This window comes from Bacillus sp. z60-11 (assembly GCF_046464135.1).
Taxonomy (GTDB): domain Bacteria; phylum Bacillota; class Bacilli; order Bacillales; family Bacillaceae; genus Bacillus; species Bacillus sonorensis_A.
In genome coordinates this window covers 806,190-832,714 of the sequence record NZ_JBIYSN010000001.1, presented here as the reverse complement: position 1 = coordinate 832,714, position 26,525 = coordinate 806,190, and the positions used below count along the sequence as shown (strand labels likewise).

Sequence of the window (26,525 nt, the reverse complement as noted above, 5' to 3'; positions counted from 1 at the left end):
AAGGAATCACAATCCTTCAGGTTCTTTTCCGAAAACAAGCCGTCCTTCATCATAAACAGGCATATATCGGGTTTTCACTAGCGTGTGTGACAACCCTTGATATGAGTGGTCATTTTCCGGATTCCAGAAAGAAGTCCCTCCAGGCGCCGAAATACGGAACTGAACTTCTTTTTTATGGGCCGATTGACCGCCCGGATAAATCATCACCCCGCTGAAGCTGACCTCCGTAAAGTAAACATGACTTCCGCTCTGATCAGGCTTGAGCTGAGACACAGACGCACCTTCGTTGTATCCCCCGATCGTGACCTTGATATCTTCCGCGGAATATCCGGCTTTCACCGCCTCAGACAGATCAACATAGTAACGGAAAGACAATTGATCGGTTTTCCTTGCCGGCCATCCCGACCGGTTATTGAGCTGCGCCCGGATTTCTGTATAATTGTTTCCTGAACTGTTGATGGAGGCCTCTACAAAAAATTCGTCATCAGGGGTTTCTTTTTCCGGAAAATGAGGCAGCGGCGATTGTCCCGCTCCATACAGCTGAAACATTTTGGCGATATTGCCGGTAAATGCAGCATTATAATCGATCGCTACTTCGTTTGACACATAGTCATCGATTTCATCCTTGTACGAATCATCCCTTCCCGGTCCGCCGACCAATGCACCGTAAAGCGTATGGCGATGATGGTCAGGCACATGCATTTGATCAGCCCATGAACCGTGGGCGGTACGGTGATGCGGATGCTTTGGCGGATTGGCTCCGTATCCGACGACAAAGCTGCGGTTATGAGGGTTGTCACCGAGCATATATTTGATTTGCCGAATGGCAAAATCCCGGTATCGGTTAGCTTTTTCCGCATCTTTTACCCAATCGGAATAAACAAATGCAAGAAAAGCGGCGTTTGAAGCATATCGGAGCGCCCCCCACTGCTCAAGCCAGGCGAGTCCTCCCGGGGTATACGTGATGCGCTCATTCCTGTATCCTGTCGACCAGTAATCTAGATTCCGTTCGACAGATTGGGTAAAGCGCGAATCGTTTGTCAGACGAGCCAATAACAGCTGTGCCCCGTATGAGACGTCATCCCAGGAAAGCGTCCAGCGGTATGGCCAGTTTGCGGGCTCTCCCCAGTCAGAAACCGAAACAAGCGCTTTATCCAAATATGTTGGGTCATCAGTCGCCAAATAAAGCCATACGGCTCCCCATGTCAGTTCGTCTTCATATCCGCTCCAGGAATTGTAGTATTGCCGGGCGTCTGTAATGCAGTCTGAATATTTGCCGCGGTAGCGGTCGGCAAAATCATAGAGCTGCTTGGCATGGGTTAAGAGTTGATTGGAATAAGAAGGGTCTGTCGGCTTGAAGATGATCGATGCAGAAGCAAGAGCTGCTGCCGTGCCGCCGGCCAGATCTGAACCAGGGCAGCTCGCATCAATCTTATAGGCCGGGCGCTCCATCGGCATCGCTTCTGCCGGGCCCCACCAGGCGTGGTCAAGGGCTCCATTGCCGACCTGGCCCCAAAATTCGTTAGGTGCTGTATGCGCTTTAATAAAGTAGTCCGTCGCCCATTTAATGTTGTCTAATACCGCTTCAAGCTGTCCGGCCTCTTCATAGGCATCGCGAAACTCATAGACGGACCAGGACAGGACTGTTGCAGAATAAGCCATTGGCAGGCCGAACTTCACATGGTCCCCGGCGTCATACCATCCTCCTGTCAAATCGCGGCCGACATCTTTTCCATCCTTGAGAGCTGAGTCCCCCCTCCAATTGAGCCGACTGTTTTCCGGAAGCTTTCCAGAGCGCTGCGCCTCATAGAAAAGAATCGATTTTTGCAGCAATTCCGCATAATTTTGCCGAGTCTCTGTCGCATATGTCATACCCGTCTTGTCGGCAGCCGGCATGAAGATGATGCCAAACCCCAGCATTAAAACACATGAAAACGCTTTCATTTTTAAAGAAGCTTTCTGTCGCAACTGACTCCTTCCTCCTCATTTTCATTTTCCTTTGGATCAGAAATAGTCCGCTGTTTACATCACACTCACCTCCTTTTAGTGAAAACATACGGTGTCTTTCGGTAAGCGTCGAATGTGAATTAAAATTTTCCGAGGAAAGAATCACTGTTTACTAGATTGATAGTCATATTTTACAAGGTCAATCTTTTGGAAAGTTAACTTCGTTTGTTTACTAAATAAACTAAGTCGAGGGGACTGGTTGCCCCCATTCGTCAATCCGGCAGCGTTTTGAAAATATTAACATCACTGTATAATTATTGTCAATGGATCTGACAGCCCGTTATGCAATTGCGGCAGTCACCCAGTTTATCTTCACTAAAAAGAGACTGGCCGAAAATAGGCCGTACCGCCACCAAAGAAATCAGATCCCTATGAATGACCGCTATCATCACTTTGAAATGACGTACCAGTAGTATCCTTCTGTCCTTAATGGAGTGAAGGGAGCTATATCTCTCCATCCGCTAGGACATTCATTGTGCTAAAAATTAACGAGGGATTTAAAATGAAAAACACCTTGTTAGGGAGGTCGTATAAACGATAGTTGAAGAAGCTCAAAACACAAATGGACTTCCAATGATACGGAAGTCCATTTGTTCTATTGAAAATCAACATTTAGCATTAACAGAGCCTTAAAATAAAGAAAGCTGATTTTGGTCTGGAAGCGACTCTAAACAGCCATGGCGCTCCAAATATTCCATAATCGTTTTTGATACTTTTCCTCTTTTTTGCAAGTCTTCTTTTGACAGAAATTCTCCTTCCCCTCTTGCCTTGACAATATTCAAGGCGGCGTTTGTGCCTAATCCCGGGATGGAGTTAAAAGGTGGAATCAAACTGTTTCCGTCGATGATGAACTCAGATGCGCTCGAGCGGTACAGATCAACCTTTTGGAAGGAGAAGCCCCTCTCACACATTTCAAGCGCCAGTTCGAGCACGGTTAATAAACTCTTCTCTTTCGGAGAAGCGTCAAGCCCTTTAGAGTTGATGTCATCCATGACGGCTCTGATCGCTGTTGAGCCTTTGATCATCGTATCAATGTCAAAATCATCGGCCCGCACAGTAAAGTATGCTGCATAATAAAGCAAAGGATGATGGACCTTAAAGTAGGCGATCCGGACAGCCATTAAAACATACGCCGTGGCGTGGGCTTTCGGGAACATGTATTTAATTTTTTTGCAGGAATCAATATACCAGTCCGGCACATTGTTATTTTTCATTTCCTCTTCCCACTCAGGTGTCAATCCCTTTCCTTTCCGGACGAATTCCATGATCTTAAAGGCAAGGGACGGCTCAAGCCCCTGGTAGATTAAATACACCATAATGTCGTCACGGCAGCCGATGACTTCACTCAGCTCACAAATATTGTTGTGGATCAGTTCCTGTGCGTTGCCGAGCCAGACATCGGTACCGTGGGAAAGACCGGAAATCTGCACGAGCTCTGAAAAGGTCGTCGGTTTGGTATCTTCTAACATCTGTCTGACAAAACGCGTACCGAACTCAGGAATTCCAAGCGTTCCTGTCTTACAGCCGATCTGCTCTTCTGTTACGCCTAAAGATTCGGTTCCCTGAAATATTTTCATCACTTCGGGATCGTCGGTCGGAATCGTCTTCGGATCAATTCCGCTTAAATCCTGAAGCATACGGATCACCGTCGGATCATCGTGTCCGAGGATATCGAGCTTCAACAGGTTGTCATGGATGGAGTGGAAATCAAAGTGCGTCGTCTTCCACTCCGAGTCCGTGGCGTCAGCCGGGAACTGGATCGGTGAAAAATCATAAATATCCATATAATCGGGAACAACGATAATTCCGCCAGGGTGCTGACCTGTCGTCCGCTTGACACCGGTACAGCCCTGTACAAGGCGGTCGATTTCCGCGCCGCGCATATGCAAGTTGTTGTCGTTTGCATATCCTTTCACATACCCGTATGCCGTTTTTTCTGCTACCGTACCGATCGTTCCCGCACGGTATACGTTATCTTCCCCGAATAATACTTTCGTATAGTTATGTGCATGCGGCTGGTATTCCCCGGAGAAGTTCAAATCGATATCCGGAACCTTGTCCCCTTTAAAGCCGAGGAACGTTTCAAACGGAATATCATGGCCGTCTTTTTTATAAGCGGCACCGCATTTCGGACAGTCTTTGTCGGGAAGGTCGAAACCTGAGCCGACGGAACCGTCGTTGAAAAACTCGGAATGACGGCACTCCGGGCAGACATAGTGCGGCGGCAGAGGATTGACCTCGGTAATCTCCGTGAATGTCGCAACGAGTGAAGAACCGACAGATCCCCTGGAACCGACGAGATAGCCATCGTCCAGAGAGCGTTTGACGAGTTTGTGAGAAATGAGGTAGATGACGGCGAAGCCATGGCCGATAATGCTTTTCAGTTCTTTTTCGATCCGCGCTTCGACGATTTCGGGAAGGTCGTCCCCATAAATGCTTCTCGCTTTCTCATAGCTCATGCGGCGGATTTCTTCGTCCGCCCCGTCGATTTTCGGGGTGTACAGCTCATCTTTGATCGGTTTGATTTCTTCGATCTGCTCGCTGATCTTCCGGGTGTTGGCGACAACGATTTCTTTCGCTTTTTCCTCGCCCAGAAATGAAAAGGCATCAAGCATTTCATCTGTCGAGCGGAAGTGCACATTCGGCAGCTTATGTCTGTTGAGCGGGTTTGCGCCGCCCTGTGAAGAAACCAGGATCTTCCTGTAGATCTTATCCTCGGGATTTAGGTAATGGACATTGCCCGTCGCCACAACAGGGATATCCAGTTTTTCGCCGAGCTTTGTGATGTTTGTGATGATTTCTTTCAGCGCCTTTTCATCCCTGACCAGTTCGAGCTGGATGAGATGGCGGTAAACCTCCGGCGGCATCACTTCCAGATAATCGTAGAATGAGGCGATCTCTTCGACTTCTTCCGGCGATTTTTGCATCATGCCTTCAAACACTTCGCCTTTGTCGCACGCCGAACCGATTAAAAGGCCTTCTCTATACTTTTCCAGCTGCGATCTGGGGATCCTCGGCACTCTGTAAAAATAATGGATATGCGACATTGACACGAGCTTGAAAAGGTTTTTCAGGCCTGTCTCATTGACCGCCAAAAGGGTCGCATGATACGGTCTAGAGCGCTGGTAAGCGTTGGACTGCCCCATGTTTTCATTGAGCTGGTCATGATACAAAATATTTTTTTCAGCCGCGTCTTTCAGCATTTTCACAAGAAGATAGCCCGTCGCTTCTGTATCGTATATCGCCCTGTGGTGCTGTGTGAGTTCGATGTCAAACTTTTTACAGAGCGTATTCAGTCTGTGGTTTTTGAACTCCGGATAAAGAAAACGTCCCAGCTCAAGCGTGTCTATAACGGGGTTTTGCACTTTATCCGTTTGCAGCAGACGCTTATAGGCGACATTGATGAACCCGATATCAAAGCTCGCATTGTGGGCGACTAATGTGTGATCCCCGGCCCATTCCTTAAATTCCCTGATGACCTCTTCAACGTCAGGGGCATCTTTGAGCATATCGTCGGTAATTCCCGTCAGCTCAATGATCGTCGCTGATAAAGGGCGGTGCGGATTCGCGAACCGTTCAAAACGTTCAATGATTTCCCCGCCTTTTACTTTCACGGCAGCCAGCTCGATGATCGTATCATAGACAGCCGAAAGCCCCGTCGTTTCAACGTCGAATACGACATATGTTTCTTCTTCGAGAAGGCGGTGGACGGGATTGTAGGCAATCGGCACACCGTCATCGACAAGGTTGGCTTCAAGACCGTAAATCATTTTCACACCGTGCTTTTTGCTTGCAGCGTAAGCGTCGGGAAACGACTGGACAACGGCATGGTCTGTGAGCGCGATGGCGGAATGCCCCCATTTTTTCGCCTGTTCGACAAGCTTGCCAATACCTGATACAGCATCCATCTGACTCATCGGTGAATGGAGGTGAAGCTCGACCCGCTTTTCTTCTTCAGGTGCTGAATCTTCCCGTGTTTTCGCTTTGATTTCATTGACATCATTGGCGATCATCACCAAGTCGCGGACGAATGTATCGTTCTGGATGCTTCCCCTCGCTTTTACCCACATGCCTTTCTTCAAAGATTTCATCAGGACGGCATCTTCTTTTTCGCGGGCAAACATTTTCACGAGGATGCTGTTTGTGTAATCTGTTATTTTGAAAATGCAAAGCGTTCTGCCGCTTTTCAGCTCTCTCGTTTCCGCATCAAACACATAGCCTTGCACCGTGATTCTCCGCTCTTCATCCATAATGCTGTCGAGCGTTCTGATTTCCTCGGAGTCTTTGATTTGGTAGCCGATTTGAAGAGGGCCTTGCGGCGCGTCATCATCAGCGGCTTCTTTATCCTGCTTCTCCATTTCGATCAAAGCTTGAAGAGCTCTTTCCTGATCTTCAGCGAGCTTTTGCTCTCTGAATTTCTGAATCTCTTGATCTGACACGAAAATTTCGGTATCAAGCTGAAGCTCCGGAAAGCCGAACGTCCGGTAGCTGGATTGGATAAGTGAGCCGTATTTTTTCTTTAAAGCGGCCGCTTCCGTATCTGTTTTCGTCTTTAGCAATATTTTATTTCCTGTAAGCGACGGCTTCTGTTCATTCAAAAGTGCTAAAATCGGCGGTGAAATGCCGTCCAATTCTTGGATGCAGCGCGTCCAGTAGTCTTGGACCAGCTGTTCATCTATGGATTGGTCTTCGGCTGTAATTGAACAGGTCACTTGTGCGATATGGGAAAAAGCAGTCGTCAGCTGGCGGTGAAACCGTTCGAAGATCTGATAAGGCAGTACCGTTTTCAGTTTAAAGTGAAAATGCCAAGACTTCTTATTTTTATGAACGGTCAGCTTCATGATTTGTCCGCCTTCAAGATGGCGGATGAATGGATCTTCCGTTAAATTCAGCTGCTGCAGAAGAATTTGAAACTGTCTTCTGTTGACAGAAAGCTGGTCTTCCAAGACAGATTCCTCCCTAAAAATAATCATAACCTAAAGGTACCTCGGAGAGGGATTTCCGAGGTACCTTCCTTTAGACTAGTTTAACATGTTTACGCTTGAGAAGATAAGCTCTTGATTTGCTTTTCGATGAAGTCTGAAAGCTCATCGGAAGCGACTTCAAAGGATTCTCCGGTTTTGCGAATTTTCACTTCCACGATTCCTTCATCGGCTCTTTTTCCGACAGTAACGCGAATCGGCAGCCCGATCAAATCGGAGTCCGCAAATTTCACGCCGGCCCGTTCCGCACGGTCGTCAAGCAAAACGTCATAGCCTTTGTCTTTTAGATTCACATACAGTTTCTCGGCCAGCTGAACTTGCGCTTCATTTTTCATGTTGAGCGCGAGAATGTGAAGATCATACGGAGTGACATTCAACGGCCAAATCAAGCCTTTGTCATCATGGTGCTGTTCAACAATGGCTGAAAGGGTCCGGGAAATTCCGATTCCGTAGCAGCCCATCAGCATCGGCTGGGCTCGTCCGTTTTCATCAAGGTATGTCGCATCCATCGCTTCAGAATAGCGGGTGCCAAGCTTAAACACCTGTCCGACTTCGATCCCTTTGGCAAAACGAATCGTTCCTTTGCCGTCAGGCGACGGATCCCCTTCCTGAATAAAGCGGAGATCGGCGTATGTCACATTGTCTGCGTCACGGCTGACATTGACGTTTTGATAATGGTAATCGGTTTTATTCGCTCCCGCTACGGCATTTGCCATCGCCTTCACGGCATAATCAGCGAAGATGTCGATTTCGGCGTTTAATCCGACAGGACCGACAAAGCCAGGCTCAGTGCCAACGAGCTCTGTCACCTCTTCAGCGCTGGCAAGTTCGATGATTTCCGCATTCAGCAGATTTTTCACTTTAATCTCGTTTACTTCATGATCCCCTCTTGTCAAAACGAGCACGAAGCGGCCGTCCGCTTTGAGAAGAATCGATTTAATGCAGTTTTGCGGAGATACATCCAGGAATTGAGCCACATCCTCTATCGATTTGACGGAAGGGGTATGGACTTCCTGCAATTCTTTCATCCCTGCTGTTGGCGCCTCACCGGCTTCCGCCACTTCAGCCATTTCGATATTCGCTGCGTATGTGGACTGATCGGAGTAGGCAATCGTATCTTCGCCGATGTCAGACAGCGCCATAAATTCGTGGGTGTCCTTTCCGCCCATCGCGCCTGAATCTGCGATGACCGGTCTGAAATTCAAGCCGCAGCGCGTAAATACATTCGTATAAGCCTGGTACATGTCTTTGTATGTTTCATCAAGGCTTTCTGCGGAGGAATGGAACGAATACGCATCCTTCATGATGAATTCGCGGCCTCTCAGCAAGCCGAAGCGCGGGCGCTTTTCATCGCGGAATTTGGATTGAATTTGGTAAAGGGTCAAAGGAAGCCGTTTGTACGATTTGACTTCGTCCCGCACGATGCTCGTGATCACTTCTTCATGTGTGGCACCAAGGGCAAATTCACGGCCGTGGCGGTCTTTCAGCCTCATCAGCTCAGGACCGTACGTATACCATCTTCCTGATTCCTGCCATGTTTCCGCTTGCTGCAGCGCCGGCATCAGCATTTCGACGGCGTTGATTTTTTCCATTTCTTCGCGGACAATGCCCTGGATCTTTTGAATGACTTTATTGGCAAGAGGCATATAGCTGTATACACCGCTCGTGTTTTGTCTGATAAATCCTGCTCTGAGAAGAAGCTGATGGCTTTTCGCATCAGCATCAGCCGGCACTTCCCTGAGCGTAGGTATTAGAGTCCTGCTCTGTCTCATTTCGTTCGCACCTCATTTTATTCAGTTGGTCTATCAAGTGTGGGAGTGGCGCTCCCTAAAAGAGCCTTTTAAAAAGCGGAGCCGCTCTTTAAAAAGGCAAAGACGATCATAAGAATAAGCGCTGGATGTCGTTCCAGGTGACGACAAGCATCAAAAGCATCAGGAATGCGACGCCGATAAACACGACAAACGCTTCTTTTTCGCGGTTGATCGGCTTCCCGCGGATCGCTTCAATAAACAGAAACAACAGTCTCCCGCCGTCCAAAGCAGGGATGGGCAAGAGGTTGACAATCCCGAGGTTGATGCTCAAAAATGCAGCCAGCTTCAACAGATTGATGACGCCTGTCTTCGCCACTTGATCTGTCATATCATAAATGCCGACAGGACCGGCCAGCATATCAATCGAAAATTGTCCCGTCACAAGCTTGCCGAGGTTGGTAAAAATACTTTGCGCAACGGTTACCGTTTCGGTCGCACCGTATGAAATCGATGTGAATATGCCTTTTTCCACCGGATTGTAGGCGCCGAAGCGGCCGATCGTTTCATCTCCCGATTTCACCGCCTCAGGCGTCACATATTTGGTCAGTTTGACATTGTCACGCGTGAGAACGATCTTCAATTCCTTTTCCGGGTTTTCTCTGACCGTGTTCACAATATCAGTCCATGATTTCATCTTCTCATCGTTGATGGTCATAATGCGGTCGCCTTCATGAAGCCCGGCTTCCACTGCCCGCCCGTTGTCAATCAGTTTGCCGAGCACGGGCTCGTCTGACGGCACACCTTGAATCAGTCCGAGCGCGACGAGAATGACATAAGCTAAAATAAAGTTCATGATCGGACCCGCCGCAATCGCTTTGATGCGCTGCCAAACCGTTTTTGAATGAAACTGGCGGTTGTACGGGGCAATCTGCACTTCTTCACCGTCTACGATGAAAAAGGAGGTTTCACTGACTGAAAAAGAAGAGAGATGGTCTTCATTGCCGTACTCGAAGCCCGTGATTCTCATCTCATGCTCAAGATCAGCCTGTTCGACTTCGATGACCAATGCATCAGGGTATTTTTCTTTTTGGTTCATAATGATCTTTTCGACTTTGTTTTCCTTGTCAAACAAAAGCCCAACCGTATACCCCGGCTTCACTTCGATCATCTCCGGGTCTTCCCCTGCCATTCTGACAAAGCCGCCGATCGGCAACAGCCTGATGGTATAAACGGTCTCATTTTTCTTGAATGAAAAGATTTTCGGACCGAACCCGATGGCAAATTCCCGGCACAGTATTCCGGCTCTTTGAGCAAGGATCAAATGCCCCAGCTCATGGAAAAAAACGAGCGTTCCAAAAATAATAATAAACGCGATCACAGTATTCACGAACATACCACCTTATGTGAGTAATGTTTGGACAAATCTTCTGGCCTCTTTGTCCACTTCACGGATCTCCTGAAGGCTCGGCTTTGATATCACCTGATGGCGTTCCAAAGCTTTTTCGATGATGTCTTCGATTCCAAGAAACGTTATGTTGCCCGCCAAAAACGCTGCGACTGCTTCTTCATTGGCCGCATTTAAAACAGTCGGCATTGTACCGCCTATTTTTCCTGATTCATATGCGAACCGCAGGCAGCGGAACCGTTCAAAATCGGCTTGGGCAAAATGCAGCTGGCCGATTTCCCAGAGCTCAAGGGACTTCGCCTCTTCAAACGGAAGTCGCTCAGGATAGCTTAGCGCATATTGGATCGGCACCCTCATATCAGGTGTGCCAAGCTGGGCGATGACACTTCTGTCGTGGAATTCGACCATCGAATGGATGATGCTTTCTTTGTGGAGCAGCACATCGATCCGGTCGTAAGGCAGATCAAAAAGCCAGTGCGCTTCAATGACCTCAAGCCCTTTATTCATCATTGTAGCCGAATCGATCGTAATTTTTGCACCCATCGACCAATTCGGGTGATTGAGGGCTTCCTCCACCGTCACGCCTTCAAGCTCTTTTCTCGTTCTGTCCCTGAAGCTGCCGCCTGATGCGGTCACGATCAGCCGTTTGATGTGCTTCGGATTTTCACCCTGGAGAGATTGAAAAATCGCAGAATGTTCACTATCGACAGGCAGTAGTGGAACATTGTATTTTTTCGCGTGTTCTTTCACTATATGTCCGGCCGTCACAAGAGTTTCCTTATTTGCCAGGGCAATTGTTTTTCGCTGCTCAATCGCCTTCAGCGTTGGAAGAAGGCCGATGCTTCCGACGAGAGCGTTGACGACGATATCCGCATCAGGATGAACCGCCGCCTCGATCAGTGCTTCTTCCCCTATTCCCGTTTGAAACGAGTGGGAAAAAGAATATTGTTTTAATGTTTCATATGTATGCTCATCTCCGACGGCTACATACTTCGGTTTAAATGTTTGAATGATTTCAGCCGCTTTTTCCGCATTTTTTCCGAAAGCCATAGCTGTAAGCCGAAACCGGTCGCCATGGGCCTTGATCACTTCAAGCGTCTGTTCTCCAATGGAGCCTGTTGCTCCCAATAGACATATGTTCTTCAAATTTGCCGCACCTCTGTTTCTTTCTAGCTACATGCACACTTCTTATCATAGCCCGAACGGCTGAAAAAGAACAAGCAAGAAGTATAGAACCGGCATGACAAATAGAAAGCTGTCAAAGCGGTCCAGCATCCCCCCGTGACCGGGAAGGATCCGTCCCGAATCTTTCACATCGTAATGCCGCTTAAACGCCGATTCGGCCAAATCGCCGATCTGTCCGACGATCGACAATAGCACGGTAAGCAGCAGCACAAATAAATACGCATGTGGAAAGCCGGTGACTGCTTGAAAGATCGAAGAAAAGACGACCGCTGTCAAAATGCCGCCCCAAAACCCTTCGACCGTTTTGTTGGGGCTGATTTCAGGCCAAAGCTTTCGCTTGCCGATCGCTTTTCCGATAAAATAAGCGCCGGAATCCGTCGACCAGACGACACCGATCGCAAAAAAGACATAGCTGAGGCCGATGTTTCTGATTTCAATGAAATAATAAAAGCCAAATCCGATATAAACAGCCGCTAAAGCGATAAATCCGGCCTCATCAAAAGTGAATGCATTTTTGCTGAGCACCGTGTATGCCAACAGGAGCAGAACGGCTAAAAACACGGTTTCTCCCTTGGAAATGCCAAGGTTAACGCCTCCGCCCAGCCGGCCCGGATACAGCAAGACACCCAAAAGCAAGAGGCTGATCACGCCCGGGACGCTTAAAAGCTTCATGCCTTTCATTCTCAAAAGTTCAAAAAGAGCGATTATGCCCATTGCATAGACCAATAAGGTGAACGGCAGCTCGCCGAAAATGACAAGCGGTAAAAAAATCGCTGCCGCTATGACACCCGTCAATATTCTCTGTTTCATCTGCACCATCCTCTAAATTCCGCCAAACCTTCTCCCGCGACGCTGATATTCTCCGATAGCCTGCAGGAAGTGAGCCTCTTTAAAATCAGGCCATAATACATCAGTGAATAAAAATTCACTGTAGGCAAGCTGCCAAAGCATAAAATTGCTCAGTCTGATCTCGCCGCTTGTTCGAATCAGCAAATCCGGATCTTGCAAAGCTTCTGTCATCAAATATTCAGAAAAGAGCTTTTCATCAATCTCCTCCGTATTCAATGCGCCTTTTTTTGCTTCTTCGGCGATTTTCTTTGCAGCATTCGCAATCTCTGCCCGGCCTCCGTAATTCAATGCAAAATTAAGTATAAGTCCGTCATTGTTTTCCGTGTCGCGAATTGCTCGTTCAACCGCGCGAATCGTATGCGGAGGCAGACCTTCCTTATCACCGGTAATGCGCACTCGAACATTCTCCTCGACCAGCTCCGGCAGATACGTGCCCAGAAACTCTTCAGGCAGTTTCATCAGAAAATCAACCTCAAGCTTCGGACGCTTCCAATTTTCCGTGGAAAAAGCATACAAAGTCAACGCTTTGACACCGAGCTCATTTGCAAGCTTCGTTGTCTCTCTGACCACCTTCATGCCTTCATGATGCCCAGCGATGCGGGGCATCGCGCGTTTTTTTGCCCATCGGCCATTTCCGTCCATTATGATGGCAATATGTTCTGGAATTTCTCCCTTTAAAATATTTTCTTTTGTGTAACTTTCCATGTTGGAAGCCGCTGAATGCTGATTCTTCCAATTTTTGAGTATATTGAGCATGAGATTCCTCCATCACCCAAAAGGTTGCTTTCCTGTTTGATCCTGCTAGATAACAACAGTATTAACAAAAAAACCCCCTGTAAACATGAGAGGGTCTTTTCACTATTATCTATTGTACAGAGTTTTTGGTTAAACTTCCATGATTTCTTTCTCTTTATCTTTTGTGATCTCATCGATTTTTGACACGTATTCATCTGTCAGCTTTTGCACGTCTTCAGTTGAAGAGCGCAATTCATCTTCAGTCATTTCACCATTCTTCTCTAATTTTTTCAGGTCGTCATTTGCGTCACGGCGAATGTTGCGGACGGCGACTTTCGCTTCTTCAGAGTATTTCTTGACAAGCTTGACAAGCTCTTTTCTCCGCTCCTCTGTTAAAGGAGGAATCGTGATCCGGATAATGCTGCCGTCGTTTGTCGGAGTTACGCCTAAATCGGCTTTCTGAATCGCTTTTTCGATGTCTCCGAGTGCCGTTTTATCATATGGTGTGATGACAAGCATGCGCGCTTCTGGAACATTGATGGACGCAAGCTGGTTTAAAGGTGTTTGCGCTCCGTAGTATTCGACTGTGACTTTGTCCAAGAGCGCCGGATTTGCACGTCCTGCACGGACGGTGGCCAACTCGCGCTGGTATGCTGTTACCGCTTTTTCCATCCGTTCTTTTGTTTCATTCATCACTTGATTTGACACATTATTTCCCCCTTACAATTGTTCCGATTGGTTCGCCGATAACGGCTCTTTTAATGTTTCCTTCTTCCATGATGGAAAAGACGATCAGCGGGATGTCGTTATCCATGCATAGGGAAGAAGCGGTTGAGTCCATGACGGCCAAGCCGTCTTTTAAAACGTCCAGATAAGACAATTTTTCATATTTTACGGCCGTTTCATCCGTTCTCGGGTCGGCGTTGTAGACACCGTCGACATTGTTTTTGGCCATCAAAATGACATCGGCCTCAATTTCGGCTGCTCTGAGCGCCGCTGTCGTGTCCGTTGAGAAATATGGATTGCCTGTACCGGCGGCGAAGATGACGACGCGCTTCTTTTCAAGATGGCGAATCGCTTTTCTTCTTATGTATGGCTCAGCGACCTGCCGCATTTCGATCGATGTCTGAACTCTCGATTGAATTCCGAGCGTTTCCAGGCTGTCCTGAAGCGCCAGCGAATTCATGACGGTTGCAAGCATTCCCATGTAATCCGCTGTCGCGCGGTCCATTCCGAGATCGCTGCCTGTCTTGCCGCGCCACAGGTTGCCGCCACCGACGACGACCGCCACTTCAACATCGAGCTCAGCAATTTCCTTCACCTGTTTGGCAATCGATTGGATCACCGTCGGGTTGATGCCGTTGCCCTGTTCGCCAGCAAGCGCTTCTCCGCTAAGCTTTAATACAATACGATTATACTTTGGTTTTTCCATAATAACCTCCAAGTGCATGCTTGCCGTTATTTATTATGCAAGAGAAAAAAAGGTTTGTAAACTGTTTTAAAAATAGGGACACAAATTGTGTCCCCTATTTCTTTGAAAAGATCCGCCTTGTCTTAGGCAAGCGGCTTTTCAATCTTATTTTTTCACTTGGTTCATAACTTCTTCAGCAAAGTTTTCTTGGCGTTTTTCGATTCCTTCTCCAACTTCATAGCGGACATATGTTTCAACTGTTGCGTTTTTCGCAGCCACGACTTGCTTCACTTTTTCATCCGGGTTTTTAACGAATGATTGGTCAAGCAGGCAGATTTCTTCGAAGTATTTGTTCAAACGGCCTTCAACCATTTTAGCGACGATGTTTTCAGGTTTTCCTTCTTGAAGAGCCTGTTGAGTCAAGACTTCGCGCTCGCGGCTCACTTCTTCTTCAGATACCTGGTCGCGGTTAATGTAGCGAGGGTTTACAGCCGCAACGTGCATTGCGATGTCCTTCGCAGTTTCTTCGTCTGTCGTGCCGTTTAGAACGGTCAACACGCCGATTTTTCCGCCCATGTGCAAGTATGCGCCGAATGCGGCGTCATCGCCTTTTGTCAAGACAGCGAAGCGGCGAAGCGTGATTTTTTCTCCGATTTTGGCAACCGCGCTTGTGATGTATTCTTCAACAGTTGAACCGTTTGCCATTTTTTGGCTCATAGCAGTTTCAAGGTTTTCAGGCTTTTCGGCAAGAAGATGATCAGCCAGGTCATTTAAAAGCGTTTTGAAGCCTTCATTTTTCGCAACGAAGTCAGTTTCTGAGTTCACTTCCAAAATCACGCCTGTGTTGCCGTTTGTTTTCACGAGAGTCAGACCTTCAGCAGCGACGCGGTCAGCTTTTTTCGCAGCTTTTGCAATACCTTTTTCTCTGAGAAGGTCGATTGCTTTTTCCATGTCTCCGTCAGTTTCAGTTAACGCTTTCTTGCAGTCCATCATGCCTGCACCGGTTTTTTGACGAAGCTCTTTTACCATTTGTGCACTAATTGCCATAGTGATTTTCCTCCTTATAATCCAAACAAAATATGTAAATGTTTATCTGGTGAAAAAAAAGGTGATAAAAGGCAGTTCCCCCTTATCACCTTTTGATCAGGTTAAGCAGTTGTTGTTTCAGTTGTTTCTGCTTCTGTCTCTTCTGTTTCAGCTGTTTCTTCACCTTGTTTTGCTTCCAGAATCGCATCTGCCATTTTTGAAGTCAGCAGTTTAACAGCGCGGATCGCGTCGTCGTTCGCAGGGATGACAACGTCGATTTCATCCGGATCGCAGTTTGTGTCAACGATTCCGATGATCGGAATGTTCAATTTGCGCGCTTCTGCAACAGCGATGCGCTCTTTGCGAGGATCGATGATGAACAGTGCGTCAGGAAGCTCTTTCATCTCTTTGATTCCGCCGAGGAATTTTTCAAGACGCTCAAGTTCTTTTTTCAATTGAACGACTTCTTTTTTAGGAAGCACGTCAAATGTGCCGTTTTCTTGCATTTTTTCGATATCTTTAAGGCGTTTGATACGCTTTTGGATCGTTTCAAAGTTGGTTAATGTACCGCCGAGCCAGCGTTGGTTGACATAGTACATTCCAGAACGTTCCGCTTCTTCTTTAACGGAGTCTTGAGCTTGCTTTTTCGTACCGACAAAAAGGATTTTTCCTCCGTCAGCTGCAAGGTTTTTCGTGAAGTTGTAAGCTTCCTCAACTTTTTTGACCGTTTTTTGAAGGTCGATGATGTAGATGCCGTTACGCTCCGTGAAGATGTAGCGCTTCATTTTTGGGTTCCAGCGGCGCGTTTGGTGGCCGAAGTGAACACCAGCTTCAAGCAATTGCTTCATAGAAATGACTGACATGTGTTATTTCCTCCTAATATAATGGTTTTTTTCCTCCGCTTAGGTCATCTTTATGCAGGACTGCACGGAGACCGCACAGCACCGCTTGCATAAATCGTTAAGCGTGTGTAATTAACACCAAGAAATAATATAACATAAGCTCACCCGACAATCAAGAATCGTTTTTCAGCTTTCCGCGAAATTTTAAGAAAAGCTCCACTTCTGTTTTGCCGCTTTTTAATTGTCTTGCAATCTCTTCTGGCGACAAGCCCTCATCATGCAAGGCGAGAGCCTGTTTTTCAAAGGATGCGGCAGAATCTTCGTACTCCTCTTGATTCAGCTCATCCTCCTTTCTTTCCACTTCACCGATCATCGATTCAATGTGAAGCGGCAAACTCGCGTCTTCTTCCGTTTCCGGGATGCCGGCTGCAGCTTCAGCGGGAGCTTCCGCCTGCGGCTCGGCTTTTTGAATCCCGATTTCATCATCTTTCTCAAGCGTGCGGACTAATCTTTCATTTTCGTCTTTCAGCTCCATCAGAAAGGCGGTCAGTGTGTTCTCGGTTTCTTCAAGAAGCTGCTTCTGTTCCATTTCCGCAGCCTTAAAGGCGCTGAGCCTCGCATTGAGAATGATGACAAAATAGATCAATATTCCGTGGAGTGTGAAGCTCACAAGCCATAATATTGTTGACATATTTTTCACCCGCTAACCATGAATTTTTAAAAATACCTTTTTTAAAAGCAGCCTAAAAAATGCTGCCGGCAAGGCCAGCAGCTAAATCATGATTGTACCGCTTTATCAAGAAGGTGCTTCAATTTAAAAAGCGCCTTGGAGTGGATCTGGGAAATGCGGGAGGTGGACAAATTCAAAACCTGGCCAATTTCCGTCAGCGTCAGCTCTTCTTTATAGAATAAGCTGATCACAATCTGCTCTTTTTCGGAAAGCTCGTTTATTTTTTCTGCAAGCTGCGAGATCAGCTCGTCTTTGAGCATTTTTTCCTCGGGTGTGCTCGTTTTGTCATCCCTTATCATGACCTGAACATTCTCTCCGTCTTCATGGTCGTGAAGCTTTTCATCGATTGAAAGGAGATTTGCAAAAAATCCTTCGTTGATGGTTGTGACGACATCTTGTTCAGTCATTCCCAGTTCCTCTGCGATTTCGCTTGGCGATACATTGCGCAAGTAGCGCTGTTCAAGCTTTTCAATCGCAGCCTCCACCTTTTTCGTTTTTTCCCGGGATGTTCTCGGAAGCCAATCCTCTTTTCTGAGACCGTCGATAATAGCGCCCCTGATTCTGAAAGAAGCGTATGTATCAAACTTCAGATCCCTCCCCGGGTCAAATTTTTCAAGGGCATCATACAAACCCAGCATGCCGAGGCTGACCAAATCGTCTTTGTGAACGGATTTGGGCAAGCCGACGGCTATCCGGCCGACATGATAAGTGACAAGCGGCATATAGCGGCGGATTAAATCATCGCCGGCCTGAGGATCTTTCCATTCTTTCCACCGCGACCAAAGCATCTGATCTTCATAGTTCAAGGATTGCATCATTATCCCCCTATATTGCATATTAAATCGTTGTTACACCTTGTTTTACTGTCCGGATGACAAGCTCGGCCGACTGCGGATCAAACTCGATCGTCCTTCCGCTGTTTCCGCCTGTATCCTCGCTTATAATCGGGATATTCAAGAGAGATAGATGTTTTTTAATCGCCAGTACATTTCTTGGCCCGACTTTCATCAGATCATTTGTCATCTTAAATTTAAACATTTCCGCTCCCCCGGCCATCTTCGCTTTCAGGGCAAACTTTCGGCAGCCTGCTTCCAGCAGCATGTTGACCGTTGCACTGACAGCGGTGTCCGCATATTTTGCCAGATTGATATCCGCTGTCTTTGAAAGGGAAGAATCGGGAAGCATGACGTGGACGAGCCCCGCCGTCTTTTGTTCGAGATCATAAATGACAAGCCCGACGCAGGAACCGAGGCCAGATGTCCGGATCCTGTCGGGGCTGTGGGCGATTTTCACATCGGCAATGCCCACTCTGATAATAGCAGTCTCTTTTTCTATCATTTTCATAGCGCTGCACCCAACGAATGAAAGAGCTTTTCAAACGAATCGTAGTCGGGCAAAAGGAACAAATGCGCTTTTACCTTCCGGTTGTTCTCTTCGTCAAATATGGAGTTGTCAATGACAATGACCTGGTCTCCGACTTGGCTGAGCTCGATCAGGCCTTCGCTGATGACGGCTCCGAACATGTCAAGCGTCAGCTCCGGGACGCTCGGATACATCTGCCGGTTTGTCAAATTTGCTAAAGCTGTCAAATACGAACCCGCCATAATATTCCCCAGTTCGTGCAGAGCGGAGGCGCCCATATCGTCCGGTGTCATTTGATCGATTTTAAATTCGGGGTTGGAAACAAGCTCCCTGACCAGTTGTTCAGCCTCTGAAAAAGGCATAATAACGAACATTGAGCCCGGAAAATCCCCTTCCATGCGCAAAAAGATGCTGGCTACGGGAAGGTCTGCACCGCCGAACAGATTCACAAGCTCATCAAACGACATCAGTTTGACGAACGGCACTTCCATCTCGATTTTTCTGTTCAGCAAATTCGCTAAAGCAGAGGCAGAGTGGCCCGCTCCAATATTTCCGACTTCACGCAAAATATCAAGATGCTCTTCTTTAATTCCGTTAAAAATGCTCATCTCCAGGCTCCTTATTTCTTCGCATTTTCGGAAGCTGCAGCAAGGCTTGACTTCCTGTTTAACACGGCTTCAGAGTCGATCAGGTTCAGAAGTCTGGAGCCTTGTTTGACAATCCCTTTAATCCATTGTCTGCCATCTTTTCTGGAAGTTTCCGGAGCTGATTCGATTTCCCCTTCTTCAACGGTGATAACGTCATTGGCTTCATCTACCACCCAGCCGACTTCAATGTCCTGATGGGTGATGATGATAATTCTCGTTTCATCCGTGATCGTGTCTCCAGGCGCCCCGATCCGCTTCCTTAAATCAATGACAGGTGTGACGACACCTCTTAAATTGATGACACCGCAAATATAAGATTCAACTCCTGGCACCCTTGTAGGCTGCTGCCACTTTTCAATCGACATGACTTCTGAAACAGATATGGCATATTCTTTATGATTCACTTTGAATACGATCATTTTTTCACCGGTGGTTGTCTGTGTGGTCAAGAGGATCGCTCTCCTTTCGCTTTCTATTTAATAAGGGCGTTGCAATCGATGATCAGGGCAACTTGTCCGTCTCCCAAAATCGTCGCACCAGAAATGGCAAAGACATTTGTTAAATAATCACCCAGTGATTTTAATACGACTTCCTGCTGGCCGATAAAGGAGTCGACAACAAAGGCCGTCAGCTTGTCTCCTTTCTTCACGACGATGACATGAAGCTGATCAAGATCATCTGAAGAATCCTCGACTTTAAACTGCTCTTTCAGGTAAACCACCGGCACGATATGGCCCCTGAAATCAATGACTTCGCGGTCATGCGTCTGAAGGATGTCCTTCTTGTCGATGACAGCCGTTTCTATAATAGAAGAAATCGGGATCGCGAACGTTTCTTTTTCAAGCTTGACTAACAGCACGGATATGATGGATAGTGTCAGCGGCAACTGAATCGAAAAGAGCGATCCTTCGCCTTCGCTAGATTTGATGCTGACAGATCCGCCAAGTGATTCAAGCTTGCTCTTGACAACGTCCAATCCGACGCCGCGTCCGGAAATATCGGAGATTTGATCGGCCGTTGAAAATCCCGGCGCAAAAATCAGCGCATCGATCTCGTGGTCTTCGATGGTTTCCGCTTCACGTTCAGTAATGACATTGCGCTCAAGCGCTTTTTCCAGCACTTTTTTACGGTTGATGCCCGCACCGTCATCCTCTACTTCGATGAAGACATGGTTTCCGCTATGGTAGGCTTTCAGGCGGACTTGGCCTGTTTCAGGCTTTCCGTTTTTGACCCTGACTTCAGGCGCTTCAATCCCGTGGTCAAGGCTGTTTCTCAACAGATGGACGAGCGGGTCGCCGATTTCATCGATAACTGTACGGTCAAGTTCTGTTTCCGCTCCGAAAATGGTAAGTTCAATCTTTTTGTTTAATTCCTTCGTCAGCTGGCGGACCATGCGCGGGAATCGGTTGAACACCGTTTCGACCGGCACCATTCTCATATTGAGAATGATCGACTGCAAATCTCCGGAAATTCTTGTCATCCGTTCGACGGTTTCCGTTAATTCGCCGTGTTCCAGCTCTTTGGCGATTTGCTCTAAGCGCCCCCTGTCAATGACAAGTTCTTCGAACAGGTTCATTAAAGAATCGAGGCGGTCAATGTTGACGCGGATCGTTTTCGTTCCGCCGCCTGCGGCCGGTTTTGCCGCTTCTTTTTTGTCTTGCGCCTGTTTTGCTTTTTTCGGCTTTTCTACCTTCTCTTTGGGAGCGTCTGCTTTATCAGGAGCGGGATTCTGTTGTTCTGCTGCCGAAAAGTCGTTTTTCAGCTCCGTTACTTCTATTTTCTCGATTTCGGAAACGCTGTTTATTTTGCTGAAAATCTCGTCTGCTTTTTGTTTGCTTAAAAAGCAGATGTTGAATTCTGAATCGAAATCTTCGGCTTCAAGGACTTCCGTCTCCGGAATCGTTTTGACGACCTCGCCGATTTCATTCAGCTGCTCGAACACCATATACACGCGCACACCTTTTAAGAGGCAGTCCTCTTTAAGGGAAACGGCAATTTCATAGCATGTAAAGCCCTGCTCTTCCGCTTCGGCTATGACTGTTCGCTGAAATTCGTCATAAGTCCATTTCGCGCCGGAGGATTCGGCAGCGGCTGTTTCAACCGCTGCTGCTGTTTCTTTGTTAGCCCCGGTTACATCGAGCTTGGCGCAGACTTCGGAGACATCCCTTTTGCCGTCGCCGCCGTCAATGATCGAAAGGACGATTGCTTCCAGATCATCGAGCGCTTCAAACATGACATCCATCCAGTCTGAGGTAATGGTCATCTCCTCGTTGCGGATGGCGTCCAGCACATTTTCAAGGCTGTGTGTTAAATGAGCCATATCTTCATAGCCCATTGTCGCGCTCATTCCTTTTAAGGTGTGAGCCGCTCGGAAAATATCGTTGACAAGCTGCAGATCTGATGGATTTTTTTCGAGTTCGAGCAATTTTTCATTACAGGTTTGCAAATGTTCTTTACTTTCTTCAATAAAGACGTCTAAATATTGGTTCATCTCCATATGAGTCACGCCCTCTCTTTTTTCATATAAGTCATAATAGCTGCAGCAATTTCATCAACATGTTTGATCTCATCCGCAAGTCCGGTGTTGATGACTGCCTTTGGCATCCCGAATACGACGGACGATTCGGCAGATTCGGCAATCACCTTTCCTCCTCCGTGCGTCAAAAGGCCTTTGACGCCTTCCGTCCCGTCGCTTCCCATTCCAGTCATGATGACGGCGATTTTTTCAAAGTCTCTGAGCGATGCCAGCGAGTTGAACAGATAGTCGACAGATGGTTTATGGCGGCTGGCTGTATCGCGGTTATCGAGGGAAATCACCAATTCGCCCATATCAAGACGCACGGACATGTTTTTCCCTCCGGGGGCAATATAGACCCAGCCGTTTTTCGCTCTCTCACCGTCTTCAGCCTCCTTCACGGTTACTTCAGAGAGGTGGTTCAGCCTGTTTGCCAATGAGGCCGTAAACCCCGCGGGCATATGCTGAACAACAAAAACAGGCGCCTTCATGGTTTTGGGAAGCCTAGGAAGCACTCTTTGCAGCGCTTTCGGTCCCCCTGTTGATGTACCGATGCAAACAAGCTGCTTTGCAGCGGGCGAACGTGTCGGATTATTGATATTCATCGAACCTGACGCGGGCTCTGCCTTCATTGGCAGCGGTGCAGGGCGGGCTTTCACCTTCGCCCGTCCGGCCGTCACCACCTTTTCAATCATGGTGTCCCTTACTTTGTACAGGTCGATGGAAATGGATCCTGAAGGCTTCGCGACAAAATCAACCGCCCCGAGCTCAAGACATTCAATCGTGATTTCCGCCCCCTGCTGCGTCAGGCTCGATACCATGACGACGGGTAGAGGGTCGTCAGCCATGATCCTTTTCAATGTTTCTTTTCCGTTCATCACAGGCATTTCCATGTCTAGCGTAACCACATCCGGACGGAGCTCCTTTATTTTTTGGAGCGCTTCCTCTCCGTTTCTTGCCGTTCCTGCCACAGCAATCTGATGATTGGTTGTTAAAAACTTGGTGATCATTTTTCTCATAAAAGCAGAGTCATCAACGACAAGAACACGAATCATGTTGCATTGCCCCTCCTCAAAAATGAAGATAATTTATCGATAAACGACCGAGTTTCACCGGGATCCTTGTTGTCGTCCTCAAGCAGCGAATCTGCCAAAAGGTAAACCGCCCTGCTCGGTTTTGAGCGCGGATTCTTCATCAGAAACGGAAGCTGCTCCACAACGGCTTTTGAGACGATCGAATCCTCAGGAATCGGTCCTGCGTATGCCAGGTTTTCCTGCAAAAACGCGTTTACTGTTTTGGAAAGGCGCAGAAAAGCGGATATTCCGTCCTTTTGGCTTGTGCAGCGGTTGACAACGACCTTCATCTGCAGCTTCTGCCGGGTCAGCGCCAGATGCTTGATTGCACTGTAGGCATCCATAATGGATGTCGGCTCAGGCGTGGTGACAACCAGGATTTCGTCGGCTGCAAGGACGAAGGGCAGCTGGTCTTTTGACAATCCCGCTCCCATGTCAAACAGCACATGGTCAAAATCCCCCATAACAGCTGACAGTTCCTGAAGAAAAAACGACCATTTCTCACGGCTTAATTCGAACAGCGTGTTCAGCCCCGTCCCGCCCGCAATATATCGAACCCCCTTCGGACCTGTAGAGACAGCGCGGTCAAAAGGCATTTTTTGATTCAATACATCCATCATGGTGTAAAGAGACTGCCGGCCGATCAGGATGTCGATGTTCCCCATTCCGACATCAAGATCGATCAAAAGGACGTTTTTTCCTTTTTCTGAAAGTGCCAGCGCCGTATTCAGCGATAGATTGGACTTTCCCACGCCTCCCTTGCCGCTGATCACAGCCAGTGTTTTCGCTTTTTTTCGATACACGGCGGGCGGCTCGAAAAGGCGCTCTTCCATTCGTTTTCGTAAGCTTTCTGCCTGATCCATATTCAACACCCCGTAAGCAGTCTGACAAAAGATGCGTTTGACAAGCAGCGGATATCTTCCGGAACGTTTTGGCCGTTTGTCATATAGCCGAGACCGATTCTCGATTCAGCCAGCAGATTCATGACGCTCCCCAATGAATCGGTTTCATCCACTTTCGTGAAAATCAAATGGTCGATTGGGACGCTGGAAAACTGTCTGATCAGTTCTTTCATATCCTCATATTTGCTTGTTGCAGACAGGACGAGAAACGCCTGAATCTTCCGTTCAAACGGAATGGTCTCCTGCAGCTCCCTGACGTATTGTCCATCTTTGAAATTGCGGCCCGCTGTATCGATGAACACATGATCGAAATCGGCAAATTTTTGCTGTGCTGCTTGAAATTCCTCTTTCGTATAGCACACTTCAAGCGGAGCATTCAGAAGCTCGGCATACGTTTTCAACTGGTCGACGGCCGCAATCCTGTATGTATCTGTCGTAATAAAGGCGATTCTTTTTTGTTCTTCCAGTACAGATGTAGCGGCAAGCTTGGCCAATGTCGTCGTTTTGCCGACCCCGGTCGGGCCGAACAGGACGACATACTGTGAACGAATGATCATATCTTTCTCAGGATTTTCAGGCAGAAGCTCGGCTAAAGCGTCTGTCAAGCGGTGAAGCACCTGTTCTTCCGTCCACTGTTCACCGTTTTTTAAAGGGGTGCTGATTAAATCACCCAACGCTTTCGTGCGGATGGCGGTTGATACACCTTGCTTTGCGAGAAGCCGGTCCGCTTTTTTCAGCGGCTCTGGCAACACATCAACTGGTTCGTCATGCCGATGCACTTCAAGCAGTTGTTTTAGCTCTTTGACCTGGTCTGCCAAATCAGACTTTACAGGTGTAAAGCTTTGTTCTGGGAAAGCAGCTTTCGGTTTCTCGAGCGGTTTTGGCGAATCGGAAAAGTCTTGGTCAACAACAGCGATCACTTCAACGCCCGGCTTTTTGACCAGACCGAGAAACTTTCTCGTTTGGATCTTTTTGGAGTTGAGGATCACGGCGTCATTTCCGAGCTCTTGTCTTATTTGCTTTGTGGCTTCCTGCATGGAACCAGCTACAAACTTTTTGATTTTCATTGAATATCCACCACCCCGATACTTTGAACTTCAACATTGGCCTCCAGTTCGTTATATGAAAGAACCGGCAGATCAGGGAAATATCGCTCCAAGAGCTGTTTGACATACATTCTGACTGGCGGCGAGCATAGCAGAATCGGCATTTCCTGTCTTAATGAAAGCTGTTCGATTTCCCTTGCGACAGATTGAATGATATTTTCGGATACTGCCGGTTCAAGAGACAGATAGTTGCCGTGTTCGGTCTGCTGGATACCTTCGGCGACGGCCTTTTCAACCCGTCCCGAGCAGGTCACCACTTTCAGTGTCTCGTTTTCCTTTGCATATTGGGCTGTGATCTGCTTGGCAAGAGACTGCCTTGCATACTCTGTCAGCATGTCTGAATCTGTCGTCAGCTTTCCATAGTCCGCCAAGGTTTCAAAAATCGTCACCAGATTGCGGATGGACACTTTTTCTTTGAGCAGTTTAGCCAGTACTTTTTGAATATCACCGACAGACAGCGGGTTCGGCGTCACTTCTTCGACCAAAACAGGATACGACTCTTTCAAATGGTCGATCAGCTGCTTTGTTTCCTGTCTGCCAATCAGTTCATGGGCGTGCTTTTTCACTTGTTCGGTAATATGTGTCGACACGACTGAAGCCGGATCAACGACCGTGTACCCGAGCATTTCAGCCTGATCTTTTTGAGATTCGGAAATCCACTTAGCCGGAAGCCCAAAGGATGGCTCAACCGTATCAATCCCTTCGATTTGATCATCCTCACCAGTCGGCGACATCGCCAAAAAGTGATCGAGGAGAAGCTCGCCTTTGGCTGCTTCGTTTCCTTTGATTTTCAGCCTGTACTCATTCGGCTGCAGGGCGATGTTATCCCTGATCCTGACGACCGGAATCACGAGACCGAGCTCGATGGCGAGCTGCCGCCTGATCATCACGATTCGGTCCAAAAGATCCCCGCCTTGATTCGTATCTGCGAGAGGGATCAGTCCGTAGCCGAATTCAAATTCGATCGGATCGATATCAAGCAGATGAACGACGCTTTCCGGACTTTTCAATTCATCCACTTCCGCTTCTTCCTCTAAGATATCTTCCTCTTTTTCCTTTTCATCTCCGGCTTTAGAAAGCATGTAGGCGCCAAACGCGAGGAGGAGTGCCAAAGGCCCGGTCAGCAGAATGCCGATCGGTGTGAACAGACCCAATAAGAAAATCGTTCCGGCTGTGACATACAAGAGCTTCGGATAAGCAAACAGCTGGCCTGTAATATCGTGGCCAAGATTCCCTTCTGATGCAGCCCTTGTGACGACGATACCCGTCGCTGTTGAGATCAGAAGCGCGGGGAGCTGTGATACGATTCCATCCCCAACGGACAAGAGCGTAAAATGTGATGCAGCATCCTGTATGCTCATCTGTTTCTGCAGCATGCCGATGATGATCCCGAAAAGGACGTTGATGAGAACGATGATGATCCCGGCGATCGCATCCCCTTTGACGAATTTGCTGGCACCGTCCATCGCTCCGTAGAAATCCGCTTCCCGGGCCACTTTTTCCCGGCGGACTTTCGCTTCCTGTTCGGTCACCATACCGGCGTTCAGATCGGCATCGATGCTCATCTGTTTTCCCGGCATGGCATCGAGCGTAAATCTCGCAGCAACTTCGGAAACCCGCTCGGCCCCTTTTGTAATGACGATGAATTGGATGATGATCAAGATGATGAAAACGACGAGACCGACTAAAACATTGCCGCCGACGACGAAAGACCCGAATGTTTCGACGACTTTCCCGGCATCACCGTTCGACAAAATCGAACGGGTTGTCGATACGTTCAGCCCTAAACGAAACAGGGTAAGCAGCAGCAATAAAGAAGGAAAAATCGAAAATTGCAGCGGTTCTTGCATGTTCATTGTGGTGAGAAGCACGATTAACGCAAGAGAAATATTAACGATAATTAAAATGCTTAACATCCATGTTGGAAAGGGAATGATAAGCATTGCCACGATGAGGACAACGCCGGATAAAATAGATAAATCTCTTGCAGACATGCT

21 protein-coding genes are annotated in these 26,525 nt (G+C 47.7%); all 21 read right to left on the bottom strand.

Features of this window, described 5'->3' with window-relative positions:
* Positions 1-6: 6 nt before the first annotated feature.
* Positions 7-1,896, bottom strand: coding sequence for a glycoside hydrolase family 9 protein (locus tag ACINLD_RS04350; protein ID WP_409444766.1), 1,890 nt, complete (start codon positions 1,894-1,896; stop codon positions 7-9).
* A gap of 740 nt (positions 1,897-2,636) precedes the next feature.
* Positions 2,637-6,980, bottom strand: coding sequence for a PolC-type DNA polymerase III (locus tag ACINLD_RS04345; protein ID WP_142246123.1), 4,344 nt, complete (start codon positions 6,978-6,980; stop codon positions 2,637-2,639).
* A 62-nt stretch (positions 6,981-7,042) separates the two neighbouring features.
* Positions 7,043-8,761, bottom strand: a complete 1,719-nt coding sequence (locus tag ACINLD_RS04340; protein ID WP_026586999.1) for a proline--tRNA ligase — start codon at positions 8,759-8,761, stop codon at positions 7,043-7,045.
* Between the two features lie 106 nt (positions 8,762-8,867).
* Positions 8,868-10,133 carry an RIP metalloprotease RseP gene (gene rseP / locus ACINLD_RS04335; protein WP_142246124.1) on the bottom strand — a complete coding sequence of 422 codons (1,266 nt, stop codon included), beginning with the start codon at positions 10,131-10,133 and terminating at the stop codon, positions 8,868-8,870.
* Between the two features lie 6 nt (positions 10,134-10,139).
* A complete protein-coding gene (gene dxr / locus ACINLD_RS04330; RefSeq protein ID WP_026586997.1) occupies positions 10,140-11,291 on the bottom strand; it encodes a 1-deoxy-D-xylulose-5-phosphate reductoisomerase in 1,152 nt (383 codons plus the stop codon).
* A gap of 45 nt (positions 11,292-11,336) precedes the next feature.
* Complete coding sequence (locus tag ACINLD_RS04325; protein WP_026586996.1) at positions 11,337-12,140, bottom strand: phosphatidate cytidylyltransferase; 804 nt, start codon at positions 12,138-12,140, stop codon at positions 11,337-11,339.
* A gap of 12 nt (positions 12,141-12,152) precedes the next feature.
* Positions 12,153-12,935 carry an isoprenyl transferase gene (locus tag ACINLD_RS04320; protein WP_026586995.1) on the bottom strand — a complete coding sequence of 261 codons (783 nt, stop codon included), beginning with the start codon at positions 12,933-12,935 and terminating at the stop codon, positions 12,153-12,155.
* Between the two features lie 129 nt (positions 12,936-13,064).
* On the bottom strand, positions 13,065-13,607 hold the full coding sequence (gene frr, locus ACINLD_RS04315; RefSeq protein WP_372709737.1) for a ribosome recycling factor: 543 nt from the start codon (positions 13,605-13,607) through the stop codon (positions 13,065-13,067).
* Between the two features lie 16 nt (positions 13,608-13,623).
* Positions 13,624-14,346 carry a UMP kinase gene (gene pyrH / locus ACINLD_RS04310; RefSeq protein ID WP_026586993.1) on the bottom strand — a complete coding sequence of 241 codons (723 nt, stop codon included), beginning with the start codon at positions 14,344-14,346 and terminating at the stop codon, positions 13,624-13,626.
* Positions 14,347-14,490: 144 nt separating this feature from the next.
* Positions 14,491-15,372, bottom strand: coding sequence for a translation elongation factor Ts (tsf, locus tag ACINLD_RS04305; protein ID WP_026586992.1), 882 nt, complete (start codon positions 15,370-15,372; stop codon positions 14,491-14,493).
* 101 nt (positions 15,373-15,473) lie between these two features.
* A complete protein-coding gene (gene rpsB / locus ACINLD_RS04300; protein WP_026586991.1) occupies positions 15,474-16,214 on the bottom strand; it encodes a 30S ribosomal protein S2 in 741 nt (246 codons plus the stop codon).
* 151 nt (positions 16,215-16,365) lie between these two features.
* A complete protein-coding gene (locus tag ACINLD_RS04295; RefSeq protein WP_026586990.1) occupies positions 16,366-16,884 on the bottom strand; it encodes a DUF6115 domain-containing protein in 519 nt (172 codons plus the stop codon).
* An 86-nt stretch (positions 16,885-16,970) separates the two neighbouring features.
* Positions 16,971-17,738 (bottom strand): FliA/WhiG family RNA polymerase sigma factor, encoded by a 768-nt coding sequence (locus ACINLD_RS04290; RefSeq protein ID WP_026586989.1) that lies wholly within the window; start codon positions 17,736-17,738, stop codon positions 16,971-16,973.
* A gap of 22 nt (positions 17,739-17,760) precedes the next feature.
* Complete coding sequence (locus ACINLD_RS04285) at positions 17,761-18,267, bottom strand: chemotaxis protein CheD (protein ID WP_077736837.1); 507 nt, start codon at positions 18,265-18,267, stop codon at positions 17,761-17,763.
* Entirely contained in the window at positions 18,264-18,893 is a 630-nt protein-coding gene (locus ACINLD_RS04280; protein ID WP_026586987.1) for a chemotaxis protein CheC, read from the bottom strand. The genes ACINLD_RS04285 and ACINLD_RS04280 overlap by 4 nt, the downstream gene beginning before the upstream one ends.
* Before the next feature lie 11 nt (positions 18,894-18,904).
* Positions 18,905-19,381: a chemotaxis protein CheW gene (locus tag ACINLD_RS04275; RefSeq protein WP_026586986.1), complete on the bottom strand. Its 477-nt coding sequence runs from the start codon at positions 19,379-19,381 to the stop codon at positions 18,905-18,907.
* Between the two features lie 23 nt (positions 19,382-19,404).
* Positions 19,405-21,429: a chemotaxis protein CheA gene (locus ACINLD_RS04270; RefSeq protein ID WP_026586985.1), complete on the bottom strand. Its 2,025-nt coding sequence runs from the start codon at positions 21,427-21,429 to the stop codon at positions 19,405-19,407.
* A gap of 5 nt (positions 21,430-21,434) precedes the next feature.
* Positions 21,435-22,502, bottom strand: coding sequence for a chemotaxis response regulator protein-glutamate methylesterase (locus ACINLD_RS04265; RefSeq protein WP_026586984.1), 1,068 nt, complete (start codon positions 22,500-22,502; stop codon positions 21,435-21,437).
* Entirely contained in the window at positions 22,499-23,383 is an 885-nt protein-coding gene (locus tag ACINLD_RS04260) for a MinD/ParA family protein (RefSeq protein ID WP_410206932.1), read from the bottom strand. The genes ACINLD_RS04265 and ACINLD_RS04260 overlap by 4 nt, the downstream gene beginning before the upstream one ends.
* Before the next feature lie 2 nt (positions 23,384-23,385).
* Positions 23,386-24,489: a flagellar biosynthesis protein FlhF gene (gene flhF / locus ACINLD_RS04255; RefSeq protein ID WP_026586982.1), complete on the bottom strand. Its 1,104-nt coding sequence runs from the start codon at positions 24,487-24,489 to the stop codon at positions 23,386-23,388.
* The gene (flhA, locus tag ACINLD_RS04250; protein WP_026586981.1) at positions 24,486-26,522 is read right to left on the bottom strand and encodes a flagellar biosynthesis protein FlhA; all 2,037 of its coding nucleotides are present in this window, start codon (positions 26,520-26,522) and stop codon (positions 24,486-24,488) included. The genes flhF and flhA overlap by 4 nt, the downstream gene beginning before the upstream one ends.
* Positions 26,523-26,525: the final 3 nt, after the last annotated feature.

Bases quoted from the DNA above. Each gene is read 5' to 3' on its own strand.
- ACINLD_RS04350 (WP_409444766.1), bottom strand. From the start codon at position 1,896: ATGCCGGCTGCCGACAAGACGGGTATGACATATGCGACAGAGACTCGG.
- ACINLD_RS04345 (WP_142246123.1), bottom strand. From the start codon at position 6,980: ATGATTATTTTTAGGGAGGAATCTGTCTTGGAAGACCAGCTTTCTGTC.
- ACINLD_RS04340 (WP_026586999.1), bottom strand. From the start codon at position 8,761: ATGAGACAGAGCAGGACTCTAATACCTACGCTCAGGGAAGTGCCGGCT.
- rseP (WP_142246124.1), bottom strand. From the start codon at position 10,133: ATGTTCGTGAATACTGTGATCGCGTTTATTATTATTTTTGGAACGCTC.
- ACINLD_RS04325 (WP_026586996.1), bottom strand. From the start codon at position 12,140: ATGAAACAGAGAATATTGACGGGTGTCATAGCGGCAGCGATTTTTTTA.
- ACINLD_RS04320 (WP_026586995.1), bottom strand. From the start codon at position 12,935: ATGCTCAATATACTCAAAAATTGGAAGAATCAGCATTCAGCGGCTTCC.
- frr (WP_372709737.1), bottom strand. From the start codon at position 13,607: ATGAATGAAACAAAAGAACGGATGGAAAAAGCGGTAACAGCATACCAG.
- pyrH (WP_026586993.1), bottom strand. From the start codon at position 14,346: ATGGAAAAACCAAAGTATAATCGTATTGTATTAAAGCTTAGCGGAGAA.
- tsf (WP_026586992.1), bottom strand. From the start codon at position 15,372: ATGGCAATTAGTGCACAAATGGTAAAAGAGCTTCGTCAAAAAACCGGT.
- rpsB (WP_026586991.1), bottom strand. From the start codon at position 16,214: ATGTCAGTCATTTCTATGAAGCAATTGCTTGAAGCTGGTGTTCACTTC.
- ACINLD_RS04295 (WP_026586990.1), bottom strand. From the start codon at position 16,884: ATGTCAACAATATTATGGCTTGTGAGCTTCACACTCCACGGAATATTG.
- ACINLD_RS04290 (WP_026586989.1), bottom strand. From the start codon at position 17,738: ATGCAATCCTTGAACTATGAAGATCAGATGCTTTGGTCGCGGTGGAAA.
- ACINLD_RS04285 (WP_077736837.1), bottom strand. From the start codon at position 18,267: ATGAAAATGATAGAAAAAGAGACTGCTATTATCAGAGTGGGCATTGCC.
- ACINLD_RS04280 (WP_026586987.1), bottom strand. From the start codon at position 18,893: ATGAGCATTTTTAACGGAATTAAAGAAGAGCATCTTGATATTTTGCGT.
- ACINLD_RS04270 (WP_026586985.1), bottom strand. From the start codon at position 21,429: ATGGAGATGAACCAATATTTAGACGTCTTTATTGAAGAAAGTAAAGAA.
- ACINLD_RS04265 (WP_026586984.1), bottom strand. From the start codon at position 22,502: ATGATTCGTGTTCTTGTCGTTGATGACTCTGCTTTTATGAGAAAAATG.
- ACINLD_RS04260 (WP_410206932.1), bottom strand. From the start codon at position 23,383: ATGGATCAGGCAGAAAGCTTACGAAAACGAATGGAAGAGCGCCTTTTC.
- flhF (WP_026586982.1), bottom strand. From the start codon at position 24,489: ATGAAAATCAAAAAGTTTGTAGCTGGTTCCATGCAGGAAGCCACAAAG.
- flhA (WP_026586981.1), bottom strand. From the start codon at position 26,522: ATGTCTGCAAGAGATTTATCTATTTTATCCGGCGTTGTCCTCATCGTG.